Source organism: Microbacterium sp. bgisy207, assembly GCF_965345035.1.
Classification (GTDB): Bacteria; Actinomycetota; Actinomycetes; order Actinomycetales; family Microbacteriaceae; genus Microbacterium.
This window is the reverse complement of sequence record NZ_CBDRMG010000003.1, coordinates 19774-43612: the sequence shown is the minus strand read 5'-3', so window position 1 is coordinate 43612 and position 23839 is coordinate 19774. Positions and strand designations below refer to the sequence as shown.

General features: G+C 66.7%; 20 protein-coding genes and 1 tRNA gene. 18 read left to right on the top strand and 3 right to left on the bottom strand.

Going from position 1 to position 23839, the window contains the following annotated elements:
- Positions 1-2 precede the first annotated feature (2 nt).
- The 8 genes from trpC (at position 3) to ACSGC5_RS03295 (ending at position 11939) form a co-directional block, all read left to right on the top strand.
- Positions 3-779, top strand: coding sequence for an indole-3-glycerol phosphate synthase TrpC (gene trpC, locus ACSGC5_RS03330; protein WP_434969191.1), 777 nt, complete (start codon positions 3-5; stop codon positions 777-779).
- A complete protein-coding gene (gene trpB / locus ACSGC5_RS03325; RefSeq protein WP_434969190.1) occupies positions 776-1990 on the top strand; it encodes a tryptophan synthase subunit beta in 1215 nt (404 codons plus the stop codon). Before trpC ends, trpB begins: the two co-directional genes overlap by 4 nt.
- Entirely contained in the window at positions 1987-2772 is a 786-nt protein-coding gene (gene trpA, locus ACSGC5_RS03320; RefSeq protein ID WP_434969189.1) for a tryptophan synthase subunit alpha, read from the top strand. Before trpB ends, trpA begins: the two co-directional genes overlap by 4 nt.
- Positions 2773-2844: 72 nt before the next feature.
- The gene (gene lgt / locus ACSGC5_RS03315; RefSeq protein WP_434969188.1) at positions 2845-3813 is read left to right on the top strand and encodes a prolipoprotein diacylglyceryl transferase; all 969 of its coding nucleotides are present in this window, start codon (positions 2845-2847) and stop codon (positions 3811-3813) included.
- Positions 3814-3915: 102 nt separating this feature from the next.
- Positions 3916-8496, top strand: coding sequence for a glutamate synthase large subunit (gltB, locus tag ACSGC5_RS03310; protein WP_434969187.1), 4581 nt, complete (start codon positions 3916-3918; stop codon positions 8494-8496).
- The gene (locus ACSGC5_RS03305; RefSeq protein ID WP_434969186.1) at positions 8489-9955 is read left to right on the top strand and encodes a glutamate synthase subunit beta; all 1467 of its coding nucleotides are present in this window, start codon (positions 8489-8491) and stop codon (positions 9953-9955) included. The genes gltB and ACSGC5_RS03305 overlap by 8 nt, the downstream gene beginning before the upstream one ends.
- A gap of 68 nt (positions 9956-10023) precedes the next feature.
- Positions 10024-11472: a pyruvate kinase gene (gene pyk, locus ACSGC5_RS03300; protein WP_434969185.1), complete on the top strand. Its 1449-nt coding sequence runs from the start codon at positions 10024-10026 to the stop codon at positions 11470-11472.
- Positions 11473-11588: 116 nt separating this feature from the next.
- On the top strand, positions 11589-11939 hold the full coding sequence (locus ACSGC5_RS03295; RefSeq protein WP_434969410.1) for an SHOCT domain-containing protein: 351 nt from the start codon (positions 11589-11591) through the stop codon (positions 11937-11939).
- Between the two features lie 69 nt (positions 11940-12008).
- On the opposite strand, the gene ACSGC5_RS03290 is transcribed toward ACSGC5_RS03295, so the two are convergent.
- A tRNA-Leu gene (locus ACSGC5_RS03290) sits at positions 12009-12091 on the bottom strand.
- Between the two features lie 38 nt (positions 12092-12129).
- Between ACSGC5_RS03290 and ACSGC5_RS03285 the strand changes: the two genes are divergently transcribed.
- A complete protein-coding gene (locus ACSGC5_RS03285) occupies positions 12130-12750 on the top strand; it encodes an ANTAR domain-containing response regulator (protein WP_434969184.1) in 621 nt (206 codons plus the stop codon).
- A gap of 16 nt (positions 12751-12766) precedes the next feature.
- Here the strand turns inward: ACSGC5_RS03285 and ACSGC5_RS03280 are convergent, their stop codons facing one another.
- Entirely contained in the window at positions 12767-13222 is a 456-nt protein-coding gene (locus ACSGC5_RS03280) for a hotdog fold thioesterase (protein ID WP_434969183.1), read from the bottom strand.
- A gap of 50 nt (positions 13223-13272) precedes the next feature.
- Here ACSGC5_RS03280 and polA point away from each other — a divergent pair, with 50 nt between their 5' ends.
- The 5 genes from polA (at position 13273) to ACSGC5_RS03255 (ending at position 19720) form a co-directional block, all read left to right on the top strand.
- Positions 13273-15921 carry a DNA polymerase I gene (gene polA / locus ACSGC5_RS03275; RefSeq protein ID WP_434969182.1) on the top strand — a complete coding sequence of 883 codons (2649 nt, stop codon included), beginning with the start codon at positions 13273-13275 and terminating at the stop codon, positions 15919-15921.
- Between the two features lie 27 nt (positions 15922-15948).
- Positions 15949-17622: a DUF885 domain-containing protein gene (locus ACSGC5_RS03270; RefSeq protein ID WP_434969181.1), complete on the top strand. Its 1674-nt coding sequence runs from the start codon at positions 15949-15951 to the stop codon at positions 17620-17622.
- 61 nt (positions 17623-17683) lie between these two features.
- On the top strand, positions 17684-18748 hold the full coding sequence (locus ACSGC5_RS03265) for an LLM class flavin-dependent oxidoreductase (RefSeq protein WP_434969180.1): 1065 nt from the start codon (positions 17684-17686) through the stop codon (positions 18746-18748).
- A gap of 4 nt (positions 18749-18752) precedes the next feature.
- Positions 18753-19532, top strand: coding sequence for an SGNH/GDSL hydrolase family protein (locus ACSGC5_RS03260; protein ID WP_434969179.1), 780 nt, complete (start codon positions 18753-18755; stop codon positions 19530-19532).
- 20 nt (positions 19533-19552) lie between these two features.
- Positions 19553-19720 carry a hypothetical protein gene (locus ACSGC5_RS03255; protein ID WP_434969178.1) on the top strand — a complete coding sequence of 56 codons (168 nt, stop codon included), beginning with the start codon at positions 19553-19555 and terminating at the stop codon, positions 19718-19720.
- A gap of 78 nt (positions 19721-19798) precedes the next feature.
- Here the strand turns inward: ACSGC5_RS03255 and ACSGC5_RS03250 are convergent, their stop codons facing one another.
- Entirely contained in the window at positions 19799-21145 is a 1347-nt protein-coding gene (locus tag ACSGC5_RS03250; protein WP_434969177.1) for a D-alanyl-D-alanine carboxypeptidase family protein, read from the bottom strand.
- 221 nt (positions 21146-21366) lie between these two features.
- Between ACSGC5_RS03250 and ACSGC5_RS03245 the strand changes: the two genes are divergently transcribed.
- The 4 genes from ACSGC5_RS03245 to ACSGC5_RS03230 all read left to right on the top strand — a co-directional run bounded on the left by ACSGC5_RS03245 (position 21367) and on the right by ACSGC5_RS03230 (position 23835).
- Positions 21367-21699: an ArsR/SmtB family transcription factor gene (locus ACSGC5_RS03245; RefSeq protein ID WP_434969176.1), complete on the top strand. Its 333-nt coding sequence runs from the start codon at positions 21367-21369 to the stop codon at positions 21697-21699.
- Positions 21690-22355: a cation diffusion facilitator family transporter gene (locus ACSGC5_RS03240; RefSeq protein WP_434969409.1), complete on the top strand. Its 666-nt coding sequence runs from the start codon at positions 21690-21692 to the stop codon at positions 22353-22355. The genes ACSGC5_RS03245 and ACSGC5_RS03240 overlap by 10 nt, the downstream gene beginning before the upstream one ends.
- A 239-nt stretch (positions 22356-22594) precedes the next feature.
- Positions 22595-23155 carry an SRPBCC family protein gene (locus ACSGC5_RS03235; protein WP_434969174.1) on the top strand — a complete coding sequence of 187 codons (561 nt, stop codon included), beginning with the start codon at positions 22595-22597 and terminating at the stop codon, positions 23153-23155.
- A gap of 59 nt (positions 23156-23214) precedes the next feature.
- Positions 23215-23835, top strand: a complete 621-nt coding sequence (locus tag ACSGC5_RS03230) for a DUF4166 domain-containing protein (RefSeq protein ID WP_434969172.1) — start codon at positions 23215-23217, stop codon at positions 23833-23835.
- Positions 23836-23839: the final 4 nt, after the last annotated feature.

Here is a 23839-nt window from a genome sequence, read left to right as displayed (position 1 = left end):
GCATGCTCGCCGACCTCACGGCCGGCGCACTCGAGGACGCCCGGACGCGCGAATCCGTGCGGCCGCTCGCCGATGTCGAACGCGTCGCTCTCTCGCGCCCAGCCCCCCTCGCGGCATTGACGGCGCTCGCACCGGCGCCCCAGGTGCGCATCATCGCGGAGGTGAAGCGCGCGAGCCCCTCGCGCGGCGACCTCGCAGCGATCCCTGACCCTGCCCATCTCGCGTCGCTCTATGAGCGCGGTGGCGCATCGGCGATCTCGGTCCTGACCGAACAACGGCGCTTCAAGGGCAGCCTGGACGACCTGACGGCGGTGCGTGACGCGGTCAGCCTGCCGGTGCTGCGCAAGGACTTCATCTCGACCGAATACCAGGTGTTCGAGGCCCGCGCCGCGGGAGCGGACATCGTGCTGCTGATCGTGGCAGCCCTTGACCAGCCAACCCTCACGCGCCTGCTCCGCCTCATCGAAGACCTCGGGATGACCGCGCTGGTCGAAACCCATTCGCTCGACGAGGTGCAGCGAGCATCCGACATCGGTGCCCGCCTGATCGGAGTGAACGCGAGGGACCTGTCGACCTTCGAGCTCGACCGCGACCTGTTCGGTCGCCTCCGCGACTCGCTCCCGACGGATGCGATCGCGGTCGCGGAGTCCGCGGTGCTCACCCCCGACGACGTCGCCCACTACCGGGCTGCCGGCGCCGATGTCGTGCTCATCGGCGAGGCGCTGGTCACCGGCGATCCCGTCGCAACCCTCAAGACGTTCCTGGAGGCAGGATCATGACGACGAGCCTGCGAGAGCAGCGCGGTCCGTTCTTCGGCGAGTTCGGTGGGCGCTTCATGCCCGAATCGCTGATCGCCGCGATCGATGAACTCACCGCCGAGTACGAGGCCGCCCGGGTGGACCCCGCGTTCCAGGCGGAGTTTCTTCGGCTGCTCGGCTCCTACGCGGGCAGACCCTCGGCGCTGACCGAGGTGCCGCGGTTTGCTGAGCACACCGGCGCCGGCCGCGTCTTCCTCAAACGTGAGGACCTCAATCACACCGGATCGCACAAGATCAACAACGTGCTCGGACAGGCGCTGCTGACGCAACGGCTCGGCAAGACCCGGGTGATCGCCGAGACGGGAGCCGGCCAGCACGGCGTCGCGACGGCCACCGCAGCTGCGCTTTTCGGTTTCGAGTGCACCATCTACATGGGCGAGGTCGACACCCAACGCCAGGCGCTCAACGTCGCACGCATGCGACTTCTCGGCGCCGAGGTCATCCCCGTCACGACGGGGTCGCGGACGCTGAAGGATGCGATCAACGAGGCGTACCGAGACTGGGTCGCGAGCGTCGAGACCACGAACTACATCTTCGGCACGGCGGCGGGCCCTCATCCGTTCCCCGCGATGGTCCGAGACTTCCAGAAGGTGATCGGCGAGGAGGCGCGCGCGCAACTGCTCGACGAGATCGGACGGTTGCCAGACGCCGTCTTCGCCTGTGTGGGCGGCGGATCGAACGCGATCGGCATGTTCGATGCGTTCTTGGACGACGAGGGCGTTGCGCTGTACGGCGTCGAGGCCGCTGGCGACGGCGTCGACACCCCCCGGCACGCGGCATCCATTGAGCGGGGAACGCCCGGGATCCTGCACGGCGCGAAGACCTTCGTGCTGCAGGACGAGGACGGGCAGACGGTGGAGTCACACTCCATCTCGGCGGGCCTGGACTACCCAGGTGTCGGTCCGGAACACGCGTGGCTGGCGGACATCGGCCGGGCGCAGTACATCCCCGCGACGGATACCGAAGCGATGGAGGCGCTGCGTCTGCTCTCGCGTACCGAGGGCATCATCCCCGCGATCGAATCCGCGCACGCTCTTGCCGGCGCCCTGCGGATCGGACGGGACCTGGGTCCCGACGCGGTGCTCGCGATCTCCCTGTCGGGCCGTGGAGACAAAGACATGGACACCGCAGCGCGGTGGTTCGAGCTTTACGACGCGGAGGCGGAGGCGTGAGCGCCGTCGCCGCAGCGATCGACGCGGCCCGCGCAGAGGGCCGAGGGGCGCTCATCGGCTACCTCCCACTCGGCTTCCCTGACCTGGCCACGAGTATCGAGGCGGCGGTCACGCTCGCCGACAGTGGCGTCGATGTCCTCGAGCTCGGTCCGCCGTATTCCGATCCGGTCATGGACGGCCCCGTCATCCAGGAGGCCACAAACGCGGCACTGGCCGCGGGCTTCCGGATGCGGGACACGTTCACCGCGGTGCGGGAAATCACGGCACGGGTCGACATTCCGGTGCTCGTCATGACGTACTGGAACCCCGTTGTGCAGTACGGCGTCGCCCGGTACGCGGACGACCTCCGCTCCGCCGGCGGAGCGGGGCTCATTACGCCCGACATCACCCCCGATGCCGCGCCGGACTGGCTCGCCGAGAGCGGGCGAACGGGACTGGACCGCATCTTCCTGGCCGCACCCTCGTCCACCGACGATCGACTCGAGATGATCGTGCGAGAGACGACGGGGTTCGTCTACACGGTCTCGACCATGGGCATCACGGGGGAGCGAGCACAGCTGGATGCCGCCGCGCGTACGCTCGTAGCGCGCCTGCGGGAACACGGTGCCGAGCGTGCATGCGTCGGGATCGGCGTCTCGAACGCGGATCACGTCCAGAGTGTGCTTCAGTACGCGGACGGTGCCATCGTCGGCACGGCGCTCGTACGCGCGCTGCGCGACGGCGGTCTGGCGGGACTGGCTGCGACGGCGCGCGAGCTCGTCGCGGGCACCGCCCGCGGGTGAGCACGGCCCACTCGAACTAGACTCACGTCGTCGGCCCACCGGTCGGCGCCCGACCAACCGAGGACGATCGACATGATCACCGCTTCCCAGAACGTTCTGACGAGCATCCCCAGTCCCGACATCAGTTCGTTCCCCGTGGGTCCGTTCACCATCCACTTCTACGCGCTGTGCATCATCACGGGCATCGTCGTCGCAGTCCTGCTGACCAACTACCGCTTGACCAAGCGCGGGGCCGAGAACTGGGTCGTGATCGACATCGCCCTTCTCGCGGTTCCCCTGGCCATCATCGCCGCACGCATCTACCACGTCCTCACCCACCCGGGCTTCTACTTCGGAGAGGGCGCGGACTTCTGGGCGGTCTTCCGGATCTGGGAAGGCGGCATCGCGATCTACGGCGCCCTCATCGGCGGTGCCGTCGGCGCGTGGCTCGGCTGCCGGTGGACGGGCATCAGATTCTGGTCATTCGCCGATGCTTTGGCGCCAGGTCTGATCATTGCGCAGGCCCTCGGACGACTCGGCAACTGGTTCAATCACGAGCTGTTCGGGCTCCCCACAGACCTGCCGTGGGGCCTCGAGATCGAATCGACCAACCCCGCTTTCCCGCCCGGGCTTGCACCGGGGACGCTGTTCCACCCGACGTTCCTCTACGAGATGATCTGGAACCTGCTGGGCGCCGCCGTGCTGCTATGGGCTGGGCGTCGTTTCGCGCTGCAGTGGGGCCGACTGTTCGGGCTCTACCTCATCTGGTACAGCGCCGGGCGGATCGTCTGGGAATCGATCCGGATCGATCCGAGCGAGATCTATTTCGGCATCCGCACCAACGTGTGGGCGGCGATCTTCGGAGTCCTGATCGGGCTTGGCATCATGATCGTTCAGAAGCGCCGTCATCCCGGCCGCGAGCCGTCACCCTACGTTCCCGGGCGCGAGCCCGGCGCGAAAGGCACTGTACAATCGCAGGACACTCCCGACTTCGTCGACGTCAGCGAACCACCGGCACCCGAAGTCGCCGCCGGCGCCACAAGCACCCCACGGCCGCAGTGATCCGATCACCGGAGTAGCACACACAGAACCGATCACCGCGTTCACCACCCACAGCCGGGCCGACGTCGTCCCATCATGAGCATCAATGTGAGGACGGTAGGAATGGCATCGAGCCCCCGTCGCATCGCCACTGGCGAAACCGGCTTCCCCGCCAAGCAGGGGATGTACAACCCTGACTTCGAACGGGACGCATGCGGTCTCGCCATGGTGGCTACCCTTCGCGGGGAGCCCGGCCACGACATCATCGATCTCGCCCTGACGGCGCTTCGCAACCTGGAGCACCGTGGTGCGATCGGTTCGGACGCCGGTACCGGCGACGGAGCTGGCATCCTCACCCAGATGCCGGATGCTTTCCTGCGTGCCGTCGTGGACTTCGACCTCCCGCCGATGGGAGAGTACGCGGCGGGCATGGTCTTCCTCCCGCTCGACAACGAGGCACGGCTCGAGCAAAAGGCCGGGATCGAACGGATCGCCGCCAGCGAGAACCTCGAGGTCCTCGGCTGGCGTGAGGTGCCCACGGATGACGCGCACCTGGGCAAGCTCGCCTTCGAGGCGCGTCCCGCCTTCGAGCAGCTCTTCGTCGCTCGCCCCGCCGTCGGGGATGCCCCCGCGCTGTCGGGGATCGCTCTGGACCGCCGGACCTACCGGCTCCGCAAGCGCAGCCGCACGGAACTGGGCGCCTACTTCGTGTCGCTGTCGGCACGCACGCTCGGCTACAAGGGAATGGTCACGACCCTGCAGCTGGAGCCCTTCTACCCCGACCTGCAGGATGAGCGGTTCGCCTCCGAGCTGGCTGTCGTCCACTCGCGCTACTCGACCAACACCTTCCCGTCGTGGCGGCTCGCCCAACCGCTGCGCATGCTCGCGCACAACGGTGAGATCAACACCGTCAACGGCAACCGCAACTGGATGCGCGCCCGCCAGTCACAGCTGGAATCGGAGCTCATCGGCGACATCCGCCCGCTCCTGCCCATCTGCACGGACGGCGCCAGCGACTCGGCATCCTTCGACGAGGTTCTCGAGCTGCTCACACTCACCGGCCGCAGCCTGCCCCACGCGGTCATGATGATGGTGCCCGAGGCCTACGAGAAGCAAGCGGGGATGGACCCCGCTCTGCGCGCGTTCTACGACTATCACGCCATCCAGATGGAGCCGTGGGACGGCCCCGCCGCGCTGATCTTCACCGACGGCACTCTCGTCGGAGCGACGCTGGACCGCAACGGGCTGCGCCCGGGGCGCTGGACGGAGACGACCGACGGCCTGGTGGTCATCGGCAGCGAAACCGGCGTGCTCGACTTCGCCCCCGAACGGATCAAGCGGCGCGGACGCCTGCGTCCCGGTCGGATGTTCCTCGTCGACACGGCTCAGCGCCGAATCATCGAGGACGACGAGATCAAGCGTGACCTGGCCACCATGCAGCCGTGGCAGGAGTGGCTGGACGCGGGCCGGGTTCGGCTGGCCGAGCTTCCCGAACGCGAGCACATCGTGCACCCGATCGCCTCCATCACCCGTCGCCAGCGCACGTTCGGCTACACGGAGGAAGAGGTCCGCATCCTGTTGACCCCCATGGGGCAAAAGGGTGCCGAGCCGCTCGGCGCGATGGGGAGCGACACACCCGTTGCTGTCCTCAGCGACAGGCCGCGCCTTCTGTTCGACTACTTCACGCAGCAGTTCGCGCAGGTGACCAACCCGCCGCTGGATTCGATCCGTGAAGAGGTGGTGACGTCGCTGTCTCTGGGAATCGGGCCGGAGCGCAATCTGCTGGCGTGGGGGCCGGAGCACACGCGCACCGTGACCCTGGACTTCCCGGTCATCGACAACGACGAACTCGCGAAGATCCAGCACATCGACACGGCCGTGCCCGGGCGCTCCTCGGTCACCATCCGCGGGCTGTACCGCGTCGAGGCGGGGCACAAGGGGATGCAGAAGCGCATCGCCCAGATGTGCAGCGAGGTGGACCAGGCGATCGAGGACGGCGCGGAGTACATCGTGCTCAGCGACCGCGACTCCAACAAGGACCTCGCGCCGATTCCCTCGCTTCTGATGGTCGCCGCCATCCACCACCACCTCATCCGGCGTGAGACCCGCATGAAGGTGGGACTGGTGGTCGAGGCCGGCGACGTGCGCGAGGTGCATCACGTTGCGACCCTGCTCGGCTACGGCGCGTCAGCGGTGAACCCGTACCTGGCGATGGAGACCGTCGAGTACCTCGTGCGTGCGGGCTACATCACGGGGCTTACGCCGGAAAAGGCCGTCAAGAACCTCATCTACGCGCTCGGCAAGGGCGTGCTGAAGATCATGTCCAAGATGGGAATCTCGACGGTGTCGTCCTACGCGGGCGCTCAGGTGTTCGAGGCTGTCGGTCTGTCGCAGGACTTCGTGGACGCGTACTTCACGGGCACGGAGACCAAGCTCGGCGGTGTCGGACTCGACGTCATCGCGGCTGAGACGCGTGCCCGTCATGCCTACGCCTACCCCGAGGATGAGGCAGAACGCGCCCACGAGCGGTTGTGGACCGGTGGAGAGTACCAGTGGCGTCGCGACGGCTCGCCGCACCTGTTCAACCCCGAGACCGTCTTCCGTCTTCAGCACTCCACTCGGACACGCCGATACGACATCTTCCGCGAGTACACCAAGCTCGTCGACGACCAGGCCAGCGAGCTCAAGACGCTTCGGGGTCTGTTCCGCCTGCGCACGGGCGTGCGAAAGCCTGTGCCGATCGATGAGGTCGAGCCGGTATCGGCGATCGTGAAGCGATTCTCGACGGGCGCCATGAGCTACGGCTCCATCTCGAAGGAAGCGCACGAGACGCTCGCGATCGCGATGAACCGGATCGGTGGCAAGTCCAACACCGGCGAGGGCGGCGAGGATGTCGACCGGTTGCTCGATCCAGAGCGTCGCAGCGCCATCAAGCAGGTGGCTTCGGGACGGTTCGGCGTGACGAGCCTCTACCTCACCGAGGCCGATGACATCCAGATCAAGCTCGCACAGGGCGCGAAGCCGGGCGAGGGCGGGCAGCTGCCCCCCACGAAGGTGTACCCCTGGGTGGCGCGGACACGTCATGCGACGGCAGGTGTCGGTCTCATCTCGCCTCCGCCCCACCACGACATCTACTCGATCGAAGACCTCAAGCAGCTCATCTTCGACCTCAAGCGCGCCAATCCGCAGGCTCGTATCCACGTGAAGCTGGTGAGCCAGTCGGGCATCGGAGCCGTCGCCGCGGGCACCGCCAAGGCTCTCGCCGACGTCATCCTCGTCTCGGGGCACGACGGCGGCACCGGTGCGAGCCCGTTGAACTCGCTCAAGCACGCCGGGACCCCGTGGGAGCTGGGTCTGGCCGAGACGCAGCAGACCCTGATGCTCAACGGCATGCGGGACCGTGTCGTCGTGCAGGTCGATGGGCAGATCAAGACGGGTCGCGACGTCATCATCGGCGCGCTGTTGGGAGCCGAGGAGTTCGGTTTCGCGACCGCGCCTCTGGTCGTGTCGGGCTGCATCATGATGCGCGTGTGCCATCTGGACACGTGTCCCGTGGGCGTTGCCACTCAGAACCCCGTCCTGCGGTCTCGGTTCACGGGCAAGCCGGAGTTCGTCGAGACCTTCATGGAGTTCATCGCGCAGGAGGTGCGGGAGTATCTTGCAGAGCTTGGCTTCCGCTCGCTCGACGAGGCGATCGGCCATCACGAGCTGCTCGACACGAACCGGGCGATCGCGCATTGGAAGGCGAGCGGCATGGACCTGTCTCCGGTTCTGGAGGGCCCCGCGTTCGCCGACGATGAGCCGCGACGGAATCTGCGTCCCCAGGACCACGAACTCGACGAGCACTTCGACGTGCCGATCATCGAGAAGGCGCAGGATGTCATCGCGCACGGCGGTCAGATCACGATCGACCTTCCCGTGCGCAACACGGCGCGCGCCGTCGGCACGCTGCTCGGCCATCACGTCACCAAGGCGCAGGGCCAGAACGGGCTTCCGGCCGGCTCGATCACGATCAACTTGACGGGCTCGGCGGGCCAGTCCCTGGGCGCGTTCATGCCGGCGGGGATCACGATCCGCCTCACCGGCGACTCGAACGACTACGTCGGGAAGGGCCTGTCGGGCGGCCAGATCGTCATCCGCCCCCCGGAGGGTGCCAGCTTCGACGCGTCCCAGAACGTCATCGCCGGCAATGTGATCGGCTACGGCGCCACGCAGGGCACACTCTTCCTGCGCGGCGTTGTCGGTGAGCGCTTCTTGGTCCGCAACTCCGGTGCGACCGCCGTGGTCGAGGGCGTCGGTGACCACGCGCTCGAGTACATGACCGGTGGACTCGCCGTCATCCTGGGCCCCACGGGCCGTAACCTCGGCGCCGGTATGTCGGGGGGGACGGCGTACGTCTATCGCCTGGACACCGACCTCGTGAACCGTGAGGCACTGGCAAGCGGCGAGCTGGAGCTGGGCCCGCTCGGCTCGGCGGATGCGGAAATGCTGCGCGACCTGCTGGTACAGCATGTGGAGCAGACCGGTTCGGCACTCGCGGCCGGCTTCCTCGAGCGGTTCGACGAAGAGGTGTCCCACTTCGTTCGCGTCGTGCCCCGCGATTACGCCGCAGTGCTGCGAACCCGACAGGAGGCCGTCGACGAAGGCCTCGACCCCGACGGCGATGTCGTCTGGACCCGCATCCTGGAGGTGACCGGTGGCTGATCCCAAGGGCTTTCTGAAGGTAACCGAGCGGGAGCTGCCCGCACGCCGCCCCGTTGCGGTGCGCATCATGGACTGGAAAGAGGTCTATGAGCCCGGCGACAGCGCTGTGCTCCGCCGGCAGGCGGGACGCTGCATGGACTGCGGCATTCCCTTCTGCCACCAAGGGTGCCCCCTCGGCAACCTCATCCCGGAGTGGAACGACCTGATGTGGCGAGGGGAGGGGCGTGCAGCGATCGAGCGCTTGCACGCGACGAACAACTTCCCCGAATTCACCGGGCGTTTGTGCCCCGCGCCCTGCGAGAGCGCGTGTGTGCTGGGAATCAATCAGCCCGCGGTGACCATCAAGCAGGTCGAGGTCTCGATCATCGATCAAGCATTCGCAAACGGCTGGGTCGAGCCCAAGCCGCCCGGGCGACTGACCGGCAAGACCGTCGCCGTGGTCGGCTCGGGTCCCGCGGGTCTTGCGGCCGCACAGCAGCTCACGCGAGCAGGACACACGGTCGCCGTGTACGAACGCGACGACCGCATCGGCGGCCTGCTGCGCTACGGCATCCCGGACTTCAAGATGGAGAAGCGGCACCTGGAGTCGCGGCTTCGCCAGATGCAGGACGAGGGCACTCGTTTTCGCGCCGGAGTGAACATCGGTACGGACATCACGTGGGATGCGCTTCGTGCTCGATACGACGCCGTCGTGGTGGCCACCGGGGCGACGGTTCCCCGCGACCTCCCCATCCCGGGGCGTGATCTGGCGGGCGTCCACTTCGCGATGGAGTATCTCGTCGAGTCCAACCATGCCGTCGCCGGGGATGCCGTCCCGAACCAGATCACGGCCGAGGGCAAGCACGTCATCGTCATCGGTGGGGGCGACACCGGCGCGGACTGCATCGGAACGGCGCACCGGCAGGGCGCGCTCAGCGTCACGAACCTCGCGATCGGGCGACGTCCTCCCGAGGCACGCCCCGACGCGCAGCCGTGGCCGATGGCTCCGACCCTCTTCGAAGTGCAGTCCGCACACGAGGAGGGCGGGGAGCGCATGTACCTGGCTTCTACCGTCGAGTTCCTCGGCAACGAGGCAGGCGAAGTGCAGTCGCTGCGCGTCGCGGAGACCGAGTTCGTGGACGGGCGACGTGTCCCCAAGAGCGGCACCGAACGCGAGATCCCGGCGGATCTCGTCCTGATCGCCATGGGATTCACCGGACCCGAGCGGCTCCTTCTCGAAGAGCAGTTGGGCACCAGATTCACTGAACGCGGCAACGTTGCCCGTGAGGACGATTACCAGACGACGCATCCGGGGGTGTTCGTGGCCGGTGACGCAGGCCGCGGTCAGTCCCTGATCGTCTGGGCGATCGCCGAAGGACGCGCGGCAGCCGCAGCCGTTGATCGATATCTCATGGGCGACACGGAGCTTCCCTCTCCTGTTCACCCGACGGATGTCGCCATCGGTGTGGCGCACGCGTAGGCTGGGCCCGCCCCTGCCTGTACCCGCAGGCCTCTGCCTGCATCACGCAAACAACGGAGCACACTCGGATGAGACGCGCGAAGATCGTCGCAACCTTGGGCCCGGCAACCTCGACGTACGAGATGGTTCGCGCCATCATCGACGCCGGCGTTGACGTCGCCCGCTTCAACCTCTCCCACGGCGACTACTCGGTTCACGAGAACAACTTCGCCAACGTCCGCAAGGCTGCCGATGACGCCCAGCGCGCCGTCGCGGTCCTCGTGGACTTGCAGGGCCCCAAGATCCGTCTCGGCAGGTTCGAGGACGGGCCGCACGAGCTTGCAGCCGGTGACATCTTCAAGATCACGATCGAGGATGTCCCGGGAACCAAAGAGATCGTTTCCACGACGTTCAAGGGCTTGCCCGCGGACGTGAAGCCGGGAGATTTCCTCCTGATCGATGACGGCAAGGTGCGCGTCAAGGTCGTCGAAACCGACGGGACCGTCGTGACCACCGAAGTCATCGTCGGCGGTATGGTCTCGAACAACAAGGGGATCAATCTCCCCGGCGTCGCGGTCAACGTCCCCGCGCTCTCTGAGAAGGACGAGGCGGATCTGCGGTGGGGCCTTCGTACCGGCGCTGACCTCATCGCGCTCTCGTTCGTGCGTGACGCCAAGGACGTGCAGCGTGTTCACGTGATCATGGCCGAAGAGGGTCGACGCATCCCCGTCATCGCGAAGATCGAGAAGCCGCAAGCGGTCGAGAACCTCGAAGAGATCATCGACGCGTTCGACGGCATCATGGTCGCTCGTGGCGACCTGGGCGTCGAGCTTCCGCTCGAGGCCGTCCCCATCGTCCAGAAGCGTGCCGTCGAGCTCTGCCGCGCCATGGCCAAGCCGGTCATCGTTGCCACCCAGATGCTCGAGTCCATGATCACCAATCCCGTGCCCACGCGCGCGGAGACCAGCGACGTGGCCAACGCCGTCCTGGACGGGGCGGATGCCGTGATGCTCTCCGGTGAGACCAGCGTGGGGGAGTACCCCGTCGTCGTCGTGCAGACCATGGCCCGCATCATCGAGTCCACCGAGGAACACGGCCTCGAGCGAATCGCGCCGATCCACACCAAACCCCGCACGCAGGGCGGCATCATCACGCTCGCCGCCAACGAGGTCGCGGACTTCGTCGAGGCGAAGTTCCTCTGCGTGTTCACGGAATCGGGCAACTCCGCACGGCGGCTCTCCCGTCTGCGGCCGAAGATCCCCATGCTCGCGTTCGCGCCGGATCCGGCGATCCGTCGCCGGATGGCGGTCACGTGGGGGATCCAGTCGACTCTCGTCGAGCACGTTCCTCACACCGACCGGATGTTCATCCAAGTGGATGACTACCTCCTTGCCAACGACCTGGCCAAGGTCGGCGACAAGGTCGTCGTCATCTCCGGCTCGCCTCCCGGAATCGAGGGGACGACGAACGACATCCGCATCCACAAGGTGGGCGACGCGGTGCACGGGAAGGCCCCTGCCTACCAGGTCGGCAACTGACCTTCGTCTCTGACGCCGATGAGCGGTCGCGTTCAGCACTAGGCTGAGCGCGACCGCTTCACCGTTCGGAGGTAGCCGTGCTCGGCATCTGGGAGATCTTCTGGTTCGCGCTCGTGATGTTCTACATCGCCGCGTACATCTACGTCGTGGCGCTGATCATCATCGATCTGTTCCGCGATCACACCCTCGCCGGCGGATGGAAAGCGCTGTGGATCGTCTTCCTGATCCTCGTGCCGTTCCTGACGGCCCTCGTGTACGTCATCGCCCGAGGCCGCGGAATGGCTGCGCGCGCGAGCATCCGTCGTGGGGTCGTTCCGGAAAACGACGGCTACCGCCCGGCAGCTGCCGCCGACCCAGCGGCGGAGATCGAGCGTGCGCGGGCGCTCCTCGATGCCGGCACGATCTCACAGGGCGAGTTCGATGCGCTCAAGAGCAAGGCACTCGGCAACCAATACTTCGGCGCATAGCTCTTCCCAAGCCTCGCCATCGTGACGTGAGGAAGGCCGCAACCCTGGCGGGTCGCGGCCTTCCTCACGTGCCGGTGGTGGGAGTCGAACCCACACGCCCTTTCGGGCAACCGATTTTGAGTCGGTCGCGTCTGCCATTCCGCCACACCGGCCGGGTACGTCCGCATTGACGATACCGTAGGATTCAAAGGTGACAGAGCAAGATCAGGCCGCTACGTCCGCCGCCCAGACCCCCCGTCGTGTCGTCGTCGCCGAGGATGAGTCCCTCATCCGGCTGGACATCGTCGAGATTCTGCGCGACAACGGATTCGACGTCGTCGGTGAGGCAGGTGACGGCGAGAGCGCTGTGCAACTCGCGACCGAGCTGCGGCCGGACCTGGTCATCATGGACGTCAAGATGCCGCAGCTGGACGGTATCTCGGCTGCCGAGAAGCTCAACAAGAACCACATCGCTCCGGTCGTCCTGCTCACGGCCTTCAGCCAGAAGGAGCTCGTGGAACGCGCGAGCGAGGCCGGTGCCCTCGCATACGTCGTCAAGCCGTTCACCCCGAACGACCTGCTTCCCGCCATCGAGATCGCCCTGGCACGTCACGAGCAGATCCTCACGCTCGAAGCTGAGGTCGCTGACATGGTCGAGCGGTTCGAGACCCGCAAGCTCGTCGACCGGGCGAAGGGGTTGCTCAACGAGAAGATGGGCCTGTCCGAACCCGAAGCGTTCCGCTGGATCCAGAAGGCGTCGATGGATCGCCGGCTCACGATGCAGGATGTCGCGAAGGCGATCATCGAGCAGCTGGCGCCGAAGAAGTCCTAGCCTTCGCGAGATCGACTCACACCTCGGGACGCGTCAACTCCTCGGGCAGCGGCACGTCCTTGATGAGGTTCGTGATCCGGATGGTGGAGCAGCGGCGGCCCTGATCATCGGTCACGACGATCTCGTGGACCGTCATGCTCCGGCCCAGGTGCAGTGGCGTGCAGACGCCGGTGACAAGGCCGGACTGGGCAGAACGGGTGTGTGTGGCGTTGATGTCGACGCCGACGGCCAATCGGCCCGGACCCGCCCAGAGGTTCGCAGACATCGAGCCGAGGGACTCGCCAAGCACCACGTACGCGCCGCCGTGCATGAGGCCGACCGGTTGGGTGTTCCCCTCGACCGGCATCGTTGCCACTGAGCGGTCGACGGTGAACTCGAGGAACTCCATCCCCATCTTCTTGGCGAGAGTTCCCATGCCCCGCCGCGCAGCCCATTCCATGCCGTTGACGTCTGCCGGGTGTTGCGTGCTCATGACCACCTTCGTGGGGAAATGCTGTCGGATGCCGTGAGTAGGCTGACAGGGTGACGGACTCCTCGAAGCCTACCCTCCTGGTTGTCGACGGCCACTCGCTCGCCTTCCGGGCGTTTTTCGCCCTCCCCGTCGAGAACTTCACGACGAAAGACGGCCAGCACACGAACGGGATCTACGGCTTCCTCTCGATGTTCGTGAACCTGCTCAAGGCCGAGAAGCCGACGCACGTCGCGGTGGCGTTCGACACGTCGCGCCAGTCGTTTCGCACCCGGGAGTACTCCGAGTACAAGGCCAATCGCGCCGAGACGCCCCAGGAGTTCCAGGGCCAGATCCCCCTCCTGCAGGATTGCCTCCGCGCGATGAACATCACTGTGCTCCAGCAGGAGGACATCGAAGCGGACGACATCCTCGCCACGCTGGCCACTCGCGGGGCAGACGCCGGCTATGACGTTCTCGTCTGCTCGGGCGACCGAGACACGATCCAGCTCGTCGACGACCGCATCACCCTCCTGTATCCGAGCGTCCAGGGCGTGTCACAGCTGAAGCGCTACGACCCGGAGACGGTCCGAGAGCGATACGGGGTCCCGCCGGAGCAGTACCCGGACATCGCCGCTCTCGTCGGCGAAACCAGTGACAATCTCCCCGGCGTACCCAAGGTGGGGGAGAAGACCGCTGTCAAGTGGCTCACGCAGTTCGGGTCCCTCGATGCGCTTCTCGAAAACGCCGACCGCGTGACGGGGGTGGTCGGGAACAACCTCCGCGAACACCTTGAGGACGTCAAGCGCAATCGCGCGCTCAACCGACTGCTGCGCGACGTCGAGCTGCCCGTCGGCCCCGAGGATCTGGCCGTGACCGCGATGGACGCGCAGAGCGTGCGCGACATCTTCGCGCGCCTGGAGTTCCGTACCCTCCTCCCGCGGGTCTTCGAGGCGTTCGGCGGCGAGGAGCCTGCGGCGCCCGCATCCACCGTCGTGGTGCCCGCCGCGGCCGAGCTGGAGCCGGAAGCTCTGGCTGCCTGGCTCGCGGGGGAGCCGGGCGAGGTCGCGATCACCGTGGTCCCGGATGCGGGACTGTCGGGGCAGGCGGCGCTGCCCGGCCGCCTGGGGTTCGCCCGAGAGGGCGAGGTCGCCGAAACCACCTGGAGCAAGGCATGCGCCGACAGGCTGGCACCGTGGCTCGCATCGGATAGTCCCAAGGTGTTCGCCGACGCGAAGCCGCAGATCAAGATGCTGCGCCGCGCAGGCCTGTCGGTGGGCGGCGTCGTGTTCGACACCGCCCTGGCGGGCTGGCTGCTGCGACCGAGCTTCCCTGACAAGACCCTCGCCGATCTCGTCGACCGCTACCTGGGCGAGAAACTGCCGGAAGCAGACCCGACACAGCTCCTGCCGGAGACCGAGGGTGCCACACCGGGTCAGCTCTCATGGTTCACGCTCCGCGTCGCCGCTGCGCTGCGTACCGAACTCCCCGACGTGGTCATGAACGTGCTGCGCGACATCGAGTTGCCGACGCTCGACGCTCTCGTGGATATGGAGCTGGACGGGGTCGCCGTCTCCCACGAACGCTTGGCGGGATTCTCGGTCGAGTTGGGCGCGCGCGCCGACGCAATCGCGGCCGAGGCCTTCCAGACGATCGGACGCGAGGTCAATCTCGGTTCTCCGAAGCAGTTGCAAGAGGTGCTTTTCGAGGAACTCGGACTGCCGAAGACCCGCAAGACGAAGACAGGCTACTCGACGGATGCGGCCGTGCTGGCCGACCTGCAGGAGACGAACCCGCATCCGTTCCTCGGTCTGCTGCTGCAGCACCGAGAAGCGACGAAGCTGCGCCAGATCATCGAGTCTTTGGATGCCGCGATCGGCTCCGACGGACGCATCCACACCACCTACGTGCAGACCGGGAGCCAGACGGGACGGCTCTCGAGTACCGACCCGAACCTGCAGAACATCCCGATCCGCACCGATGACAGTCGACGGATCCGTTCCGCCTTCGTCGTCGGCAACGGCTACGAGACGCTCCTGACCGCCGACTACTCGCAGATCGAGATGCGTATCATGGCGCACCTGTCGGAGGACCCGGGGCTCATCGAAGCATTCAATTCGGGGGAGGATCTTCACCGATTCGTCGGAGCTCGGGTCTTCGCGGTCGACCCCGCGGATGTCACCGCGCAGATGCGCACCAAGGTGAAGGCCATGTCGTACGGGCTCGTCTATGGATTGTCGGCGTTCGGGCTGTCCAAGCAGCTGCGAATCGAGCAGGCTGAGGCCAAGCAGCTGATGACGGAGTACTTCGCGCGGTTCGGTGCCGTGCGCGACTATCTGCGCGCCTCCGTCGAGAAGGCTCGGATCGATGGATACACCGAAACGATCTTCGGCCGGCGCCGGCCCTTCCCCGACCTGACGAGCCCCAATCGCGTCCTTCGAGAGAACGCGGAGCGCGCCGCACTCAACGCGCCGATTCAGGGGAGCGCGGCAGACATCATGAAGATCGCGCTGCTGCGCATTCACCAGGACCTCCGCGACAGCGGACTGCGTTCGCGCGTGCTGCTGCAGATCCACGATGAACTCGTCGTGGAGGTCGCGGCGGGGGAGTGGGAGGCCACCGAGCGGATCGTGCGGGAACAGATGGCGGGTGCGGCGACGCTCTCCGTCCCGCTGGATGTCGAAGTCGGCCGGGGTGGCGATTGGAATCAGGCCGGGCACTAACGGCTCTCACTGGCTAGGCTCGATCGCATGACTGACGCCCCTCGATCTGCCACGCCCATCGATGCGATCGCAGACGCGTGGGTCGACACGCTCGCCGAGCGCGTCCCCACCCTCGCGACCTACATCGGTCGCTCCGAGCACAACGCACGCTATGGCGACTATTCGCCCGCAGGAGCGGACGCACTCGCCGACGAAGCCCGCCGAACCCTCGCCGAACTTCGCAGCGCTGATCCCGTCGACGACATCGATCGCGTGACGAAAGCAGATCTCACGCGTGAGCTCGAGCTCGATCTGGAGCTTCATGACGCGCGGTGGCACCTTCGCGACCTCAATGTGATCGCTTCACCGCCGCAAGACATCCGGTCCGTCTTCGATCTGATGCCCACCGACACGGCCGATGACTGGTCAGTCATCGCGGCACGGTTGGGAGCGGTCCCAGAGGCTGTGCGGGGGTACATCGAGACACTGCGTGCGGGAGTTGCAGAGGGCATCGTGCCGGCGCAACGCCAGGTGCGCGAGGTCGTCACCCAGATCGGCCGCTACACGAGTGATCGCGGCTTCTTCGCTGAGTTCACTGCAGAAGCGGCGCCGACAGAAGGGCAGCTCCCGGCATCCCTCGCACGGGACCTGTCCGATGCGGCCGGCGCCGCGCGCGTCGCATACGAGGAACTGGCCGACGTCCTGGCGACCGAGGTCGCCCCCGCGGCGTCAGAGCAGGATGGCGTGGGTCGTGAGCTCTACGCGCTGCACTCGCGGCGTTTCCTCGGCGCGACGATCGATCTCGACGAGACGTACGAGTGGGGCATCGAGGAGCTCGCACGGATGGTCGCCGAGCAGGAGGAGATCGCCGGTGAGATCCTTGCCGGGGCGAGCGTCGAGGAGGCCGTCGCGTTCCTCGAGAAGGATGCCTCCCGCAAACTGCACGGCACCGAAGCCCTGCAGGCCTGGATGCAGCAGACAAGCGATCGCGCGGTCGCCGAGCTGGGCAAGACCCACTTCGACATCCCCGAGCCGATTCGCACGCTCGAATGCATGATCGCTCCGACGCGCGAGGGCGGGATCTACTACACCGGTCCCACCGATGACTTCTCTCGCCCCGGCCGCATGTGGTGGTCGGTTCCGGAGGGAGTCGAAGAGTTCGACACGTGGCGCGAACTCACCACGGTGTACCACGAGGGTGTGCCGGGTCACCATCTGCAGATCGCCCAGGCGGTCTACAACCGAGCGCAGCTCAACTCGTGGCGGCGCCTGCTCGCCGGGACGTCCGGACACGCCGAGGGGTGGGCGCTGTACGCGGAGAGGTTGATGGAGCAACTCGGCTACCTCGATGACCCGGCTGATCGACTGGGCATGCTCGACGGCCAGCGCATGAGGGCCGCGCGCGTCGTCCTCGACATCGGTGTGCACCTGGGCAAGCCGCGCCTGGATGGCGACGGCGTGTGGGACCACGACTACGCACTGGCGTTCATGCGCAGGAATGTGAACATGCCGGATGAGTTCATCCAGTTCGAGGTCAACCGCTATCTCGGCTGGCCTGGACAGGCACCCTCCTACAAGGTCGGGCAGCGGATCTGGGAGCAGCTTCGCGACACCGTGGCCGAACGGCAGGGCAACGCCTTCGACATCAAGGCCTTCCACAAGCGGGCGCTCGATATCGGCGGAGTCGGCCTCGACACCCTTCGCTCCGCACTTCTGTCCTGAGGGTTCGGAATACGCGCGGGACGCGGATGGTTCTATGCATGTGCATGGAAAGGATGTCGTCATGATCCAGTTCGGCCTCGATACGTTCGGTGATGTCACTCTCGATGAGCGGGGTGCACGGCTCACCGATGCCCAGACGCTGCGCAACCTCGTCGACCAGGCGGTGCTGGCCGATGAGTTGGGGATCTCGTTCATCGGGGTGGGGGAGCACCACCGTCCGGAGTTCGCCGTCTCGAGTCCCGAGATCGTTCTTGCTGCGATCGCCGGCCGCACGCGCGACATCCATCTCGGCACTGCCGTGACGGTGCTCTCGTCCGATGACCCGGTCCGCGTCTACGAGAGGTTCGCCACTCTTGACGCGATCTCCAACGGTCGGGCCGAGGTGGTCCTCGGCCGCGGCTCGTTCATCGAATCCTTCCCGCTGTTCGGCTACGACCTGAAGGACTATGAGGCGCTCTTCGAGGAGAAGCTCGAACTGTTCGCGCTCCTGCGCGAGGAACGTCCCGTGACGTGGTCGGGCCGCACCCGAGCGGCGTTGACGGATGCCGATGTGTACCCCAAGACGGAGGGCGCCGGCCTCACGACCTGGGTGGGCGTCGGCGGCTCGCCGGAGTCTGTCGTGCGGACCGCGCGATACGGCTTCGGCCTGATGCTGGCGATCATCGGGGGACCCGCGGAGCGTTTCGCTCCCTATGTGGAGCTGTATCACCGTTCACTCGCCTCCTTCGGACACGAACGCAAACCGGTGGGCGTTCATTCGCCCGGACACATCGCCGACACCGACGAGCAGGCCTGGGAGGACGCCTACCCGGCGTTCGAGACGATGAACAACACGATCGGAGCCGAGCGCGGTTGGCCGCCGTACAGCCGTATGCGCTTCCAGCACGATGTCGGTGCCGGAGGCTCGGTGTACTCCGGTTCGCCCGAACGGGTCGCCCGGAAGATCGCCGACACTGTCCTGGCTCTGGGCATCGATCGCTTCGACCTCAAGTACTCCAACGGCACACTGGGCCATGACAAGCTCATGCGCTCGATCGAGCTCTACGGCACGAAGGTGATCCCGTTGGCTCGCGAGCTCATCGCCGAGGGTGCGCAGACCCGAGACGACGTCGCGCCCGTAGGCTAGGCGCGTGCACGAGATCCGCTACGTCGCCATCGGCGACTCCTTCTCGGAGGGCGTCGGCGATGAGCTGCCGGACGGCACGGTGCGGGGGTGGGCCGACCTGACGGCACTCGGCTGGGCCCGTTCGCTGGGGACGAGGATCTCATACGCGAATCTCGCCATCCGCGGCAAGCTCGCCCGTCCGATCGTGGAGGAGCAGCTGGAACCGGCGCTGGCCCTGCGGCCGACCCACCTCTCGTTCAACGGCGGCGGCAACGACATGCTGCGCCCTCGCACGACGATCGAGAGCATCGCGAATGCGTTCAGCACGGTCCTACGCCGATGCGATGAGGAGGGCGTCCAGCTGATCCTCCTCTCAGGCGCCAACCCGTCATCCCAACTGCCTCTGCGTTCGCTCATCCAGCGCCGCGGTGACGAGCTGTCCCGTGCTGTGGTGGCGCGCATCGCCGACCGCCCGGACGTCATCCGCGCCCTCAACTGGCCCGATCGCGAGCTGTCGCATCCGTCATTCTGGTCGCCTGATCGCCTGCACATGAACTCTCGCGGGCATCACCGGGTTGCGGCTCGGCTGCTCGGCGCACTCGGCCACGCCGCACCGGGGCAGTGGTGGTCGATGCCCGAGCAGTCGACCGCGGATGCGGTTCGAGGCCTGGCCTACTACCGGGAGCACGTCGGACCATGGGTGCGCCGCCGGCTCACGGGTCGCTCGTCCGGCGATGGGCGGCAGCCGAAGTTCGGCGATTGGGTCACGATCGAGCCGGATGCGGGTGCACCGGGTCTACAGTGAAAGCAGGGGAAGGGGATGCGATGAGATCACTCTGGAATCGCCTCGCCCGGCTGTTCCGGCCGAAAGCCGTCTCCCACGACGAGGCGATAGCGGGCAGGGCGGCGCAAGACGAGGTGGATCGGGCCCGAGCGGCAGCGCAGCACCACTATCAGGTGCGTACGGTCCAGAACAGCGGATGGTTCATGTGACGTCGTCGCTCGCCGCGTGAGCGGCGGGCGCTGATGGACGGCTCACGTGCGAAAGCGTCCTGGAGAATGCGGCGCGGGTTACTGCGCGAGGAGTTCTCCCGGGTGAGTGAGTCGCCACCATTCCGTGGGCGGGTCTAGGGACTCCGCGACGATGAGGTTGGTGCGCGCCTCATGCGGCCCCGCCGTCCACGTGAGTTCCCCGACGACATCACCCCTCGCGAACTCCCGCGCGTCGGCCATGATGACCTCGACGGTGATGGGTGTGTCCGACCAGGTGAACAGGTCGACGTCGTCCGCAATCACGACATCCGTGCTCCCACCCCACGGTGCGGTGACGGTGCCGACCTTCTGGCCCGCATCACCGACGCGAACGTCGTGGAAGCCGCGACGTAGGCTGTCGAGTATCCGGAGCGCATCTGCGTTGACCGACTCGCGGGTCGCGCCGCCCTGGATCGCTCCGGCCACATCCAGGTGGAGGGCACCGACATCCAGGCCCGCCGTGAACAAGAACGCATAAGTGCCGTAGCCGAGGTTTCCCGTCTTGAGCCCCGTGATCCCTTCGACGCCGAGCAAGGCGTTCGTGTTCTGCATCGCGCCGGGTCCGGGCAGGGTGAGCGATGACGTTGCCGCGATCGCGGAGATCGTCGGATCGGCAGCGGCCAGCTTTCCTACGGCGACGAGGTCTGCGGGGGTGCTGACGTTCCGAGCATCGAGACCCGTCGGCTCGACGACAGTCGTGCCGGACAGTCCGTGGGCATCGAGCCACGCACGGGCTGCCGATCGGAAGCCTGCCACCGACCCGAACGCCCACCTCGCGATCGCTTCGGCGTAGTTGCTTGCCGAGGGGATGAGCATCGTCGCGAGGGCGTCGTGGAGCGACATCGTCGTGCCGGTCGGCATCGCGGCGATCGTCGCGCCACGCACGTAGTACTGGTCATACAGATCGTGATCGGCCTTTGAGAAGGTGATCGTGGGGCCGGGGTCCGAGGCGTCGGCCAGCGGGTACTTCTCGAGCACGACAAGCGCGGTGATGATCTTGCTGATGCTCGCCATGGGCTGGGCGTCTTGCGCGCCGCTGGTCAGCCAGATGCCGCTGGCCGACTCGCCGAGATAGACATCCGCGCCGCCCACACTCAGCGCCGATGCCCCGAACGAGGGCATGTCGATCTGCGCCGGCCCGGGGGTCTCCACAGATGGCGCGTGCCACTCGAGCGTCGGGTCGGGCAGGGGAGCGGTCAGCGCCCACGCGACGTAGCCGCCCGACGCTACCAGGGCCAGCACGAGGACGATCGCGGTGACAAGACCAGCGATGCGCAGGCCACGAGAGGGGCGGGTGGGCACGAACGGCGCGTCGGTGTCATCGGTCGCGAGCAGTTCGGCGATCGTCGTCAGTTCGCCGTCCGGGGGAGGCGTCGACGGCATCATGAACCGTCGCCGCGGCGAATACCCGCAGCACGCCCGAACACGCCCATAGCGACACGCCCCCGCATCCGACACGCCCCCGCGTGCCCACCACTCCCGATGCACACGAGGCTAACGGCCCGACCACCGAAACGCGAGCCCGCCGACGGCATGCTTCTGGTCGAGTCAACCACGCCACTCGTCCAGGCGTGTCATTAGTACAGCGTTTCCTGTACCATTTGGACATGCCCACGGCAACGCGCACGCACACCGAGGCGCTGTCCCGCCTCGGTCACGCCCTGTCCGACGTGACGCGCGCCAGCGTGCTCCTCGAGCTGAGGCATGGCGCGGCCTATCCTTCCGAACTCGCGGGCCGGCTGGGCGTGTCGCGCCAGGTCATGTCCAATCAGCTGGCATGCCTACGCGGGTGCGGACTGGTGGAGGCGGTCCCCGAAGGTCGTCGAGTGTCGTATCGACTGACTGATGCGCACCTCGGTCCCGTACTGAGCGATCTGTTGCAGCTCGTGCTCTCGGTCGACCCGCAGTGCTGCACGGGGGAGGGGTGCGCCTGCGCGTGAGTGCCGGTTCTCTGACGCATGGCCGGCGCTCGCTTCTTCAGCGCCGCATTCGATGGATCGTCGCCGCAACGATCAGCTACAACGTCATCGAGGCCGCGGTCTCGATTGCCGCCGGCATCGGCGCATCCTCCGGAGCACTCATCGCCTTCGGGCTGGACTCAGCTGTCGAAGTCCTCTCTGCCGCAGCAGTTGCCTGGCAGTTCACGCGGCGGGATCCGGAGCGATGGGAGGCGGGGACGCTGCGCGTAATCGCGGTCGCGTTCTTCGCACTCGCCGCCTACGTGATCACGACGTCGCTGTTCGCGCTCATCAGCGGGGTCGATCCGCAACACAGCTCCTGGGGTATCGCAATCACTGCACTGAGCGTCGTCGTGATGCCGTTCCTCTCCCTTGCAGAACGGCGAGCGGGCCGCGAGCTCGGGTCAGCCACGGCCGTTGCCGACTCCGCTCAGACGCTCATCTGCGCCTACCTGTCTGCAGCGGTACTGGCTGGGCTGGTGGTCAACAGCCTGCTGGGATGGTGGTGGGCTGACGCGCTCGCCGGACTGGTCATCGCCGGATTTGCGATCCGCGAAGGAGTCGAGGCATGGCGTGGCGACGCGTGCGCGACCGCGGTCGGCATGATTCTCGACGACCACACCGATCACGACGGGTGACCTGCACGAGGCCTCTGCAGGTCACCGGGGGACCGCGTGGTCGCTGGCAGGCGCGGCACCTCCGAACGAACTGACATAATGTGCATTATCGGCTATCGACTATCGACTATCGGGTGCGGACGCGGAAGGAGCGGACATCGCCGAGAATCGGGCCGCGGTAGCACCGAGTCGAGCGAGCCGTCGGGGGAAATGTGCGTGCAGCGCGAGCCTTGTATGTCGAGACAGTGATTCGTGCCGACATGGAGACGGTCTGGCACCTCACTCAGGACCCGGAACTACACGCGCGCTGGGATCTGCGATTCAGCGCAATCGCACCGATGGGCGTCGACGAGCGCGGCAGAACGCGGTTTCGCTACGAGCGTTCTCTCCCGTGGCATGTGATCAAAGGCATGGGTGTCTCCCTGGGCGAACGCGATCGCCCGGACGGAACCCGGACCTCCGCGCTCGCCTTCTCCACCGACGACCGGCTCTCGCCGCTGCGGAGCGGACAAGGTTACTGGCGATACATCCCAACCGATGACGGGATCCGCTTCATCACGGGTTACGACTACCGGCCTGGGTGGGGTCGCCTTGCCGACCTGGCCGTGCGTCCCATCGTGCTGTGGATGACGGCCTGGAGTTTCGACCGGCTTCGACTGTGGGCTGAAGGCATCACCGCACCCGAGCAGGCGCGGGTGCGGTCGATCCTGGCACTCTGGCGGCGTGAACGTCCGCGTGCGCGTCGCTGCCGGACCTCACCACCCGGACGGGATGCGATGCGCGATGCACCGGCGACACTGCGCGAGGTCACGGCCTCGTGACCGGGACGTCGGTGTTTCGTGCGGCCTTGGGCGACGAGGCTTTCGACAGGCTTCACCCGATGATGCAGCGTCGGTTCGGGGTTTCTCTGAGCGCAGGGTACGCGTGTATCGGCCGGGGCGTCATGACCCGCATCCGTCGGGGGCCATGGTGGACCCGTCCATTCCTGGCGTTGGGGCGGCTCCGCAACATCCTCGTCGCCGACATCGGCACAGATGTGCCCTTCGTCATCGAGAACTTTCCGTATCGGGATCCGGGTGGCCGCGAGACAGTGACGTTCGTACGGCAGTACGCCCTCTCCCCCCGCCCCGCACGCTTCGACGCGACGATGGTGTTCGATCCCGGGCGTGGCATCGTCGTCGATTATCTCGGCACGCATCAGCATCTCGCCGTTGATCTCGAGCTCGAGGTCGATCAGGAGGGCGGGCTGATCCTCAGGTCGGGGGCGCAGCGGTTCTACGAGGGACCGATTGCATTCCGGTTCCCGATGCTCTTGTCCGGTCACGCCCTCCTCCGAGAGAGGTACGACCCCGAGCGTGAGCAGTTCCATGTTTCGCTGGAAGTGCGAAACCGTGCACTGGGCTTTCTCTTCGGCTACGAGGGTTGGTTCGTCTGCGAGTTCCCGCCGGCAAACGACGCGCCCGCACGACTGAAGCCCCGAAGGCACGAGACGCGCCTGTAGCGAT

Coding starts and splice junctions, on each gene's coding strand:
- trpC (WP_434969191.1), top strand. CDS start 3: ATGCTCGCCGACCTCACGGCCGGCGCACTCGAGGACGCCCGGACGCGC.
- trpB (WP_434969190.1), top strand. CDS start 776: ATGACGACGAGCCTGCGAGAGCAGCGCGGTCCGTTCTTCGGCGAGTTC.
- lgt (WP_434969188.1), top strand. CDS start 2,845: ATGATCACCGCTTCCCAGAACGTTCTGACGAGCATCCCCAGTCCCGAC.
- gltB (WP_434969187.1), top strand. CDS start 3,916: ATGGCATCGAGCCCCCGTCGCATCGCCACTGGCGAAACCGGCTTCCCC.
- pyk (WP_434969185.1), top strand. CDS start 10,024: ATGAGACGCGCGAAGATCGTCGCAACCTTGGGCCCGGCAACCTCGACG.
- ACSGC5_RS03295 (WP_434969410.1), top strand. CDS start 11,589: ATGTTCTACATCGCCGCGTACATCTACGTCGTGGCGCTGATCATCATC.
- ACSGC5_RS03280 (WP_434969183.1), bottom strand. CDS start 13,222: ATGAGCACGCAACACCCGGCAGACGTCAACGGCATGGAATGGGCTGCG.
- ACSGC5_RS03270 (WP_434969181.1), top strand. CDS start 15,949: ATGACTGACGCCCCTCGATCTGCCACGCCCATCGATGCGATCGCAGAC.
- ACSGC5_RS03265 (WP_434969180.1), top strand. CDS start 17,684: ATGATCCAGTTCGGCCTCGATACGTTCGGTGATGTCACTCTCGATGAG.
- ACSGC5_RS03255 (WP_434969178.1), top strand. CDS start 19,553: ATGAGATCACTCTGGAATCGCCTCGCCCGGCTGTTCCGGCCGAAAGCC.
- ACSGC5_RS03250 (WP_434969177.1), bottom strand. CDS start 21,145: ATGATGCCGTCGACGCCTCCCCCGGACGGCGAACTGACGACGATCGCC.
- ACSGC5_RS03245 (WP_434969176.1), top strand. CDS start 21,367: ATGCCCACGGCAACGCGCACGCACACCGAGGCGCTGTCCCGCCTCGGT.
- ACSGC5_RS03235 (WP_434969174.1), top strand. CDS start 22,595: ATGGAGACGGTCTGGCACCTCACTCAGGACCCGGAACTACACGCGCGC.
- ACSGC5_RS03230 (WP_434969172.1), top strand. CDS start 23,215: ATGATGCAGCGTCGGTTCGGGGTTTCTCTGAGCGCAGGGTACGCGTGT.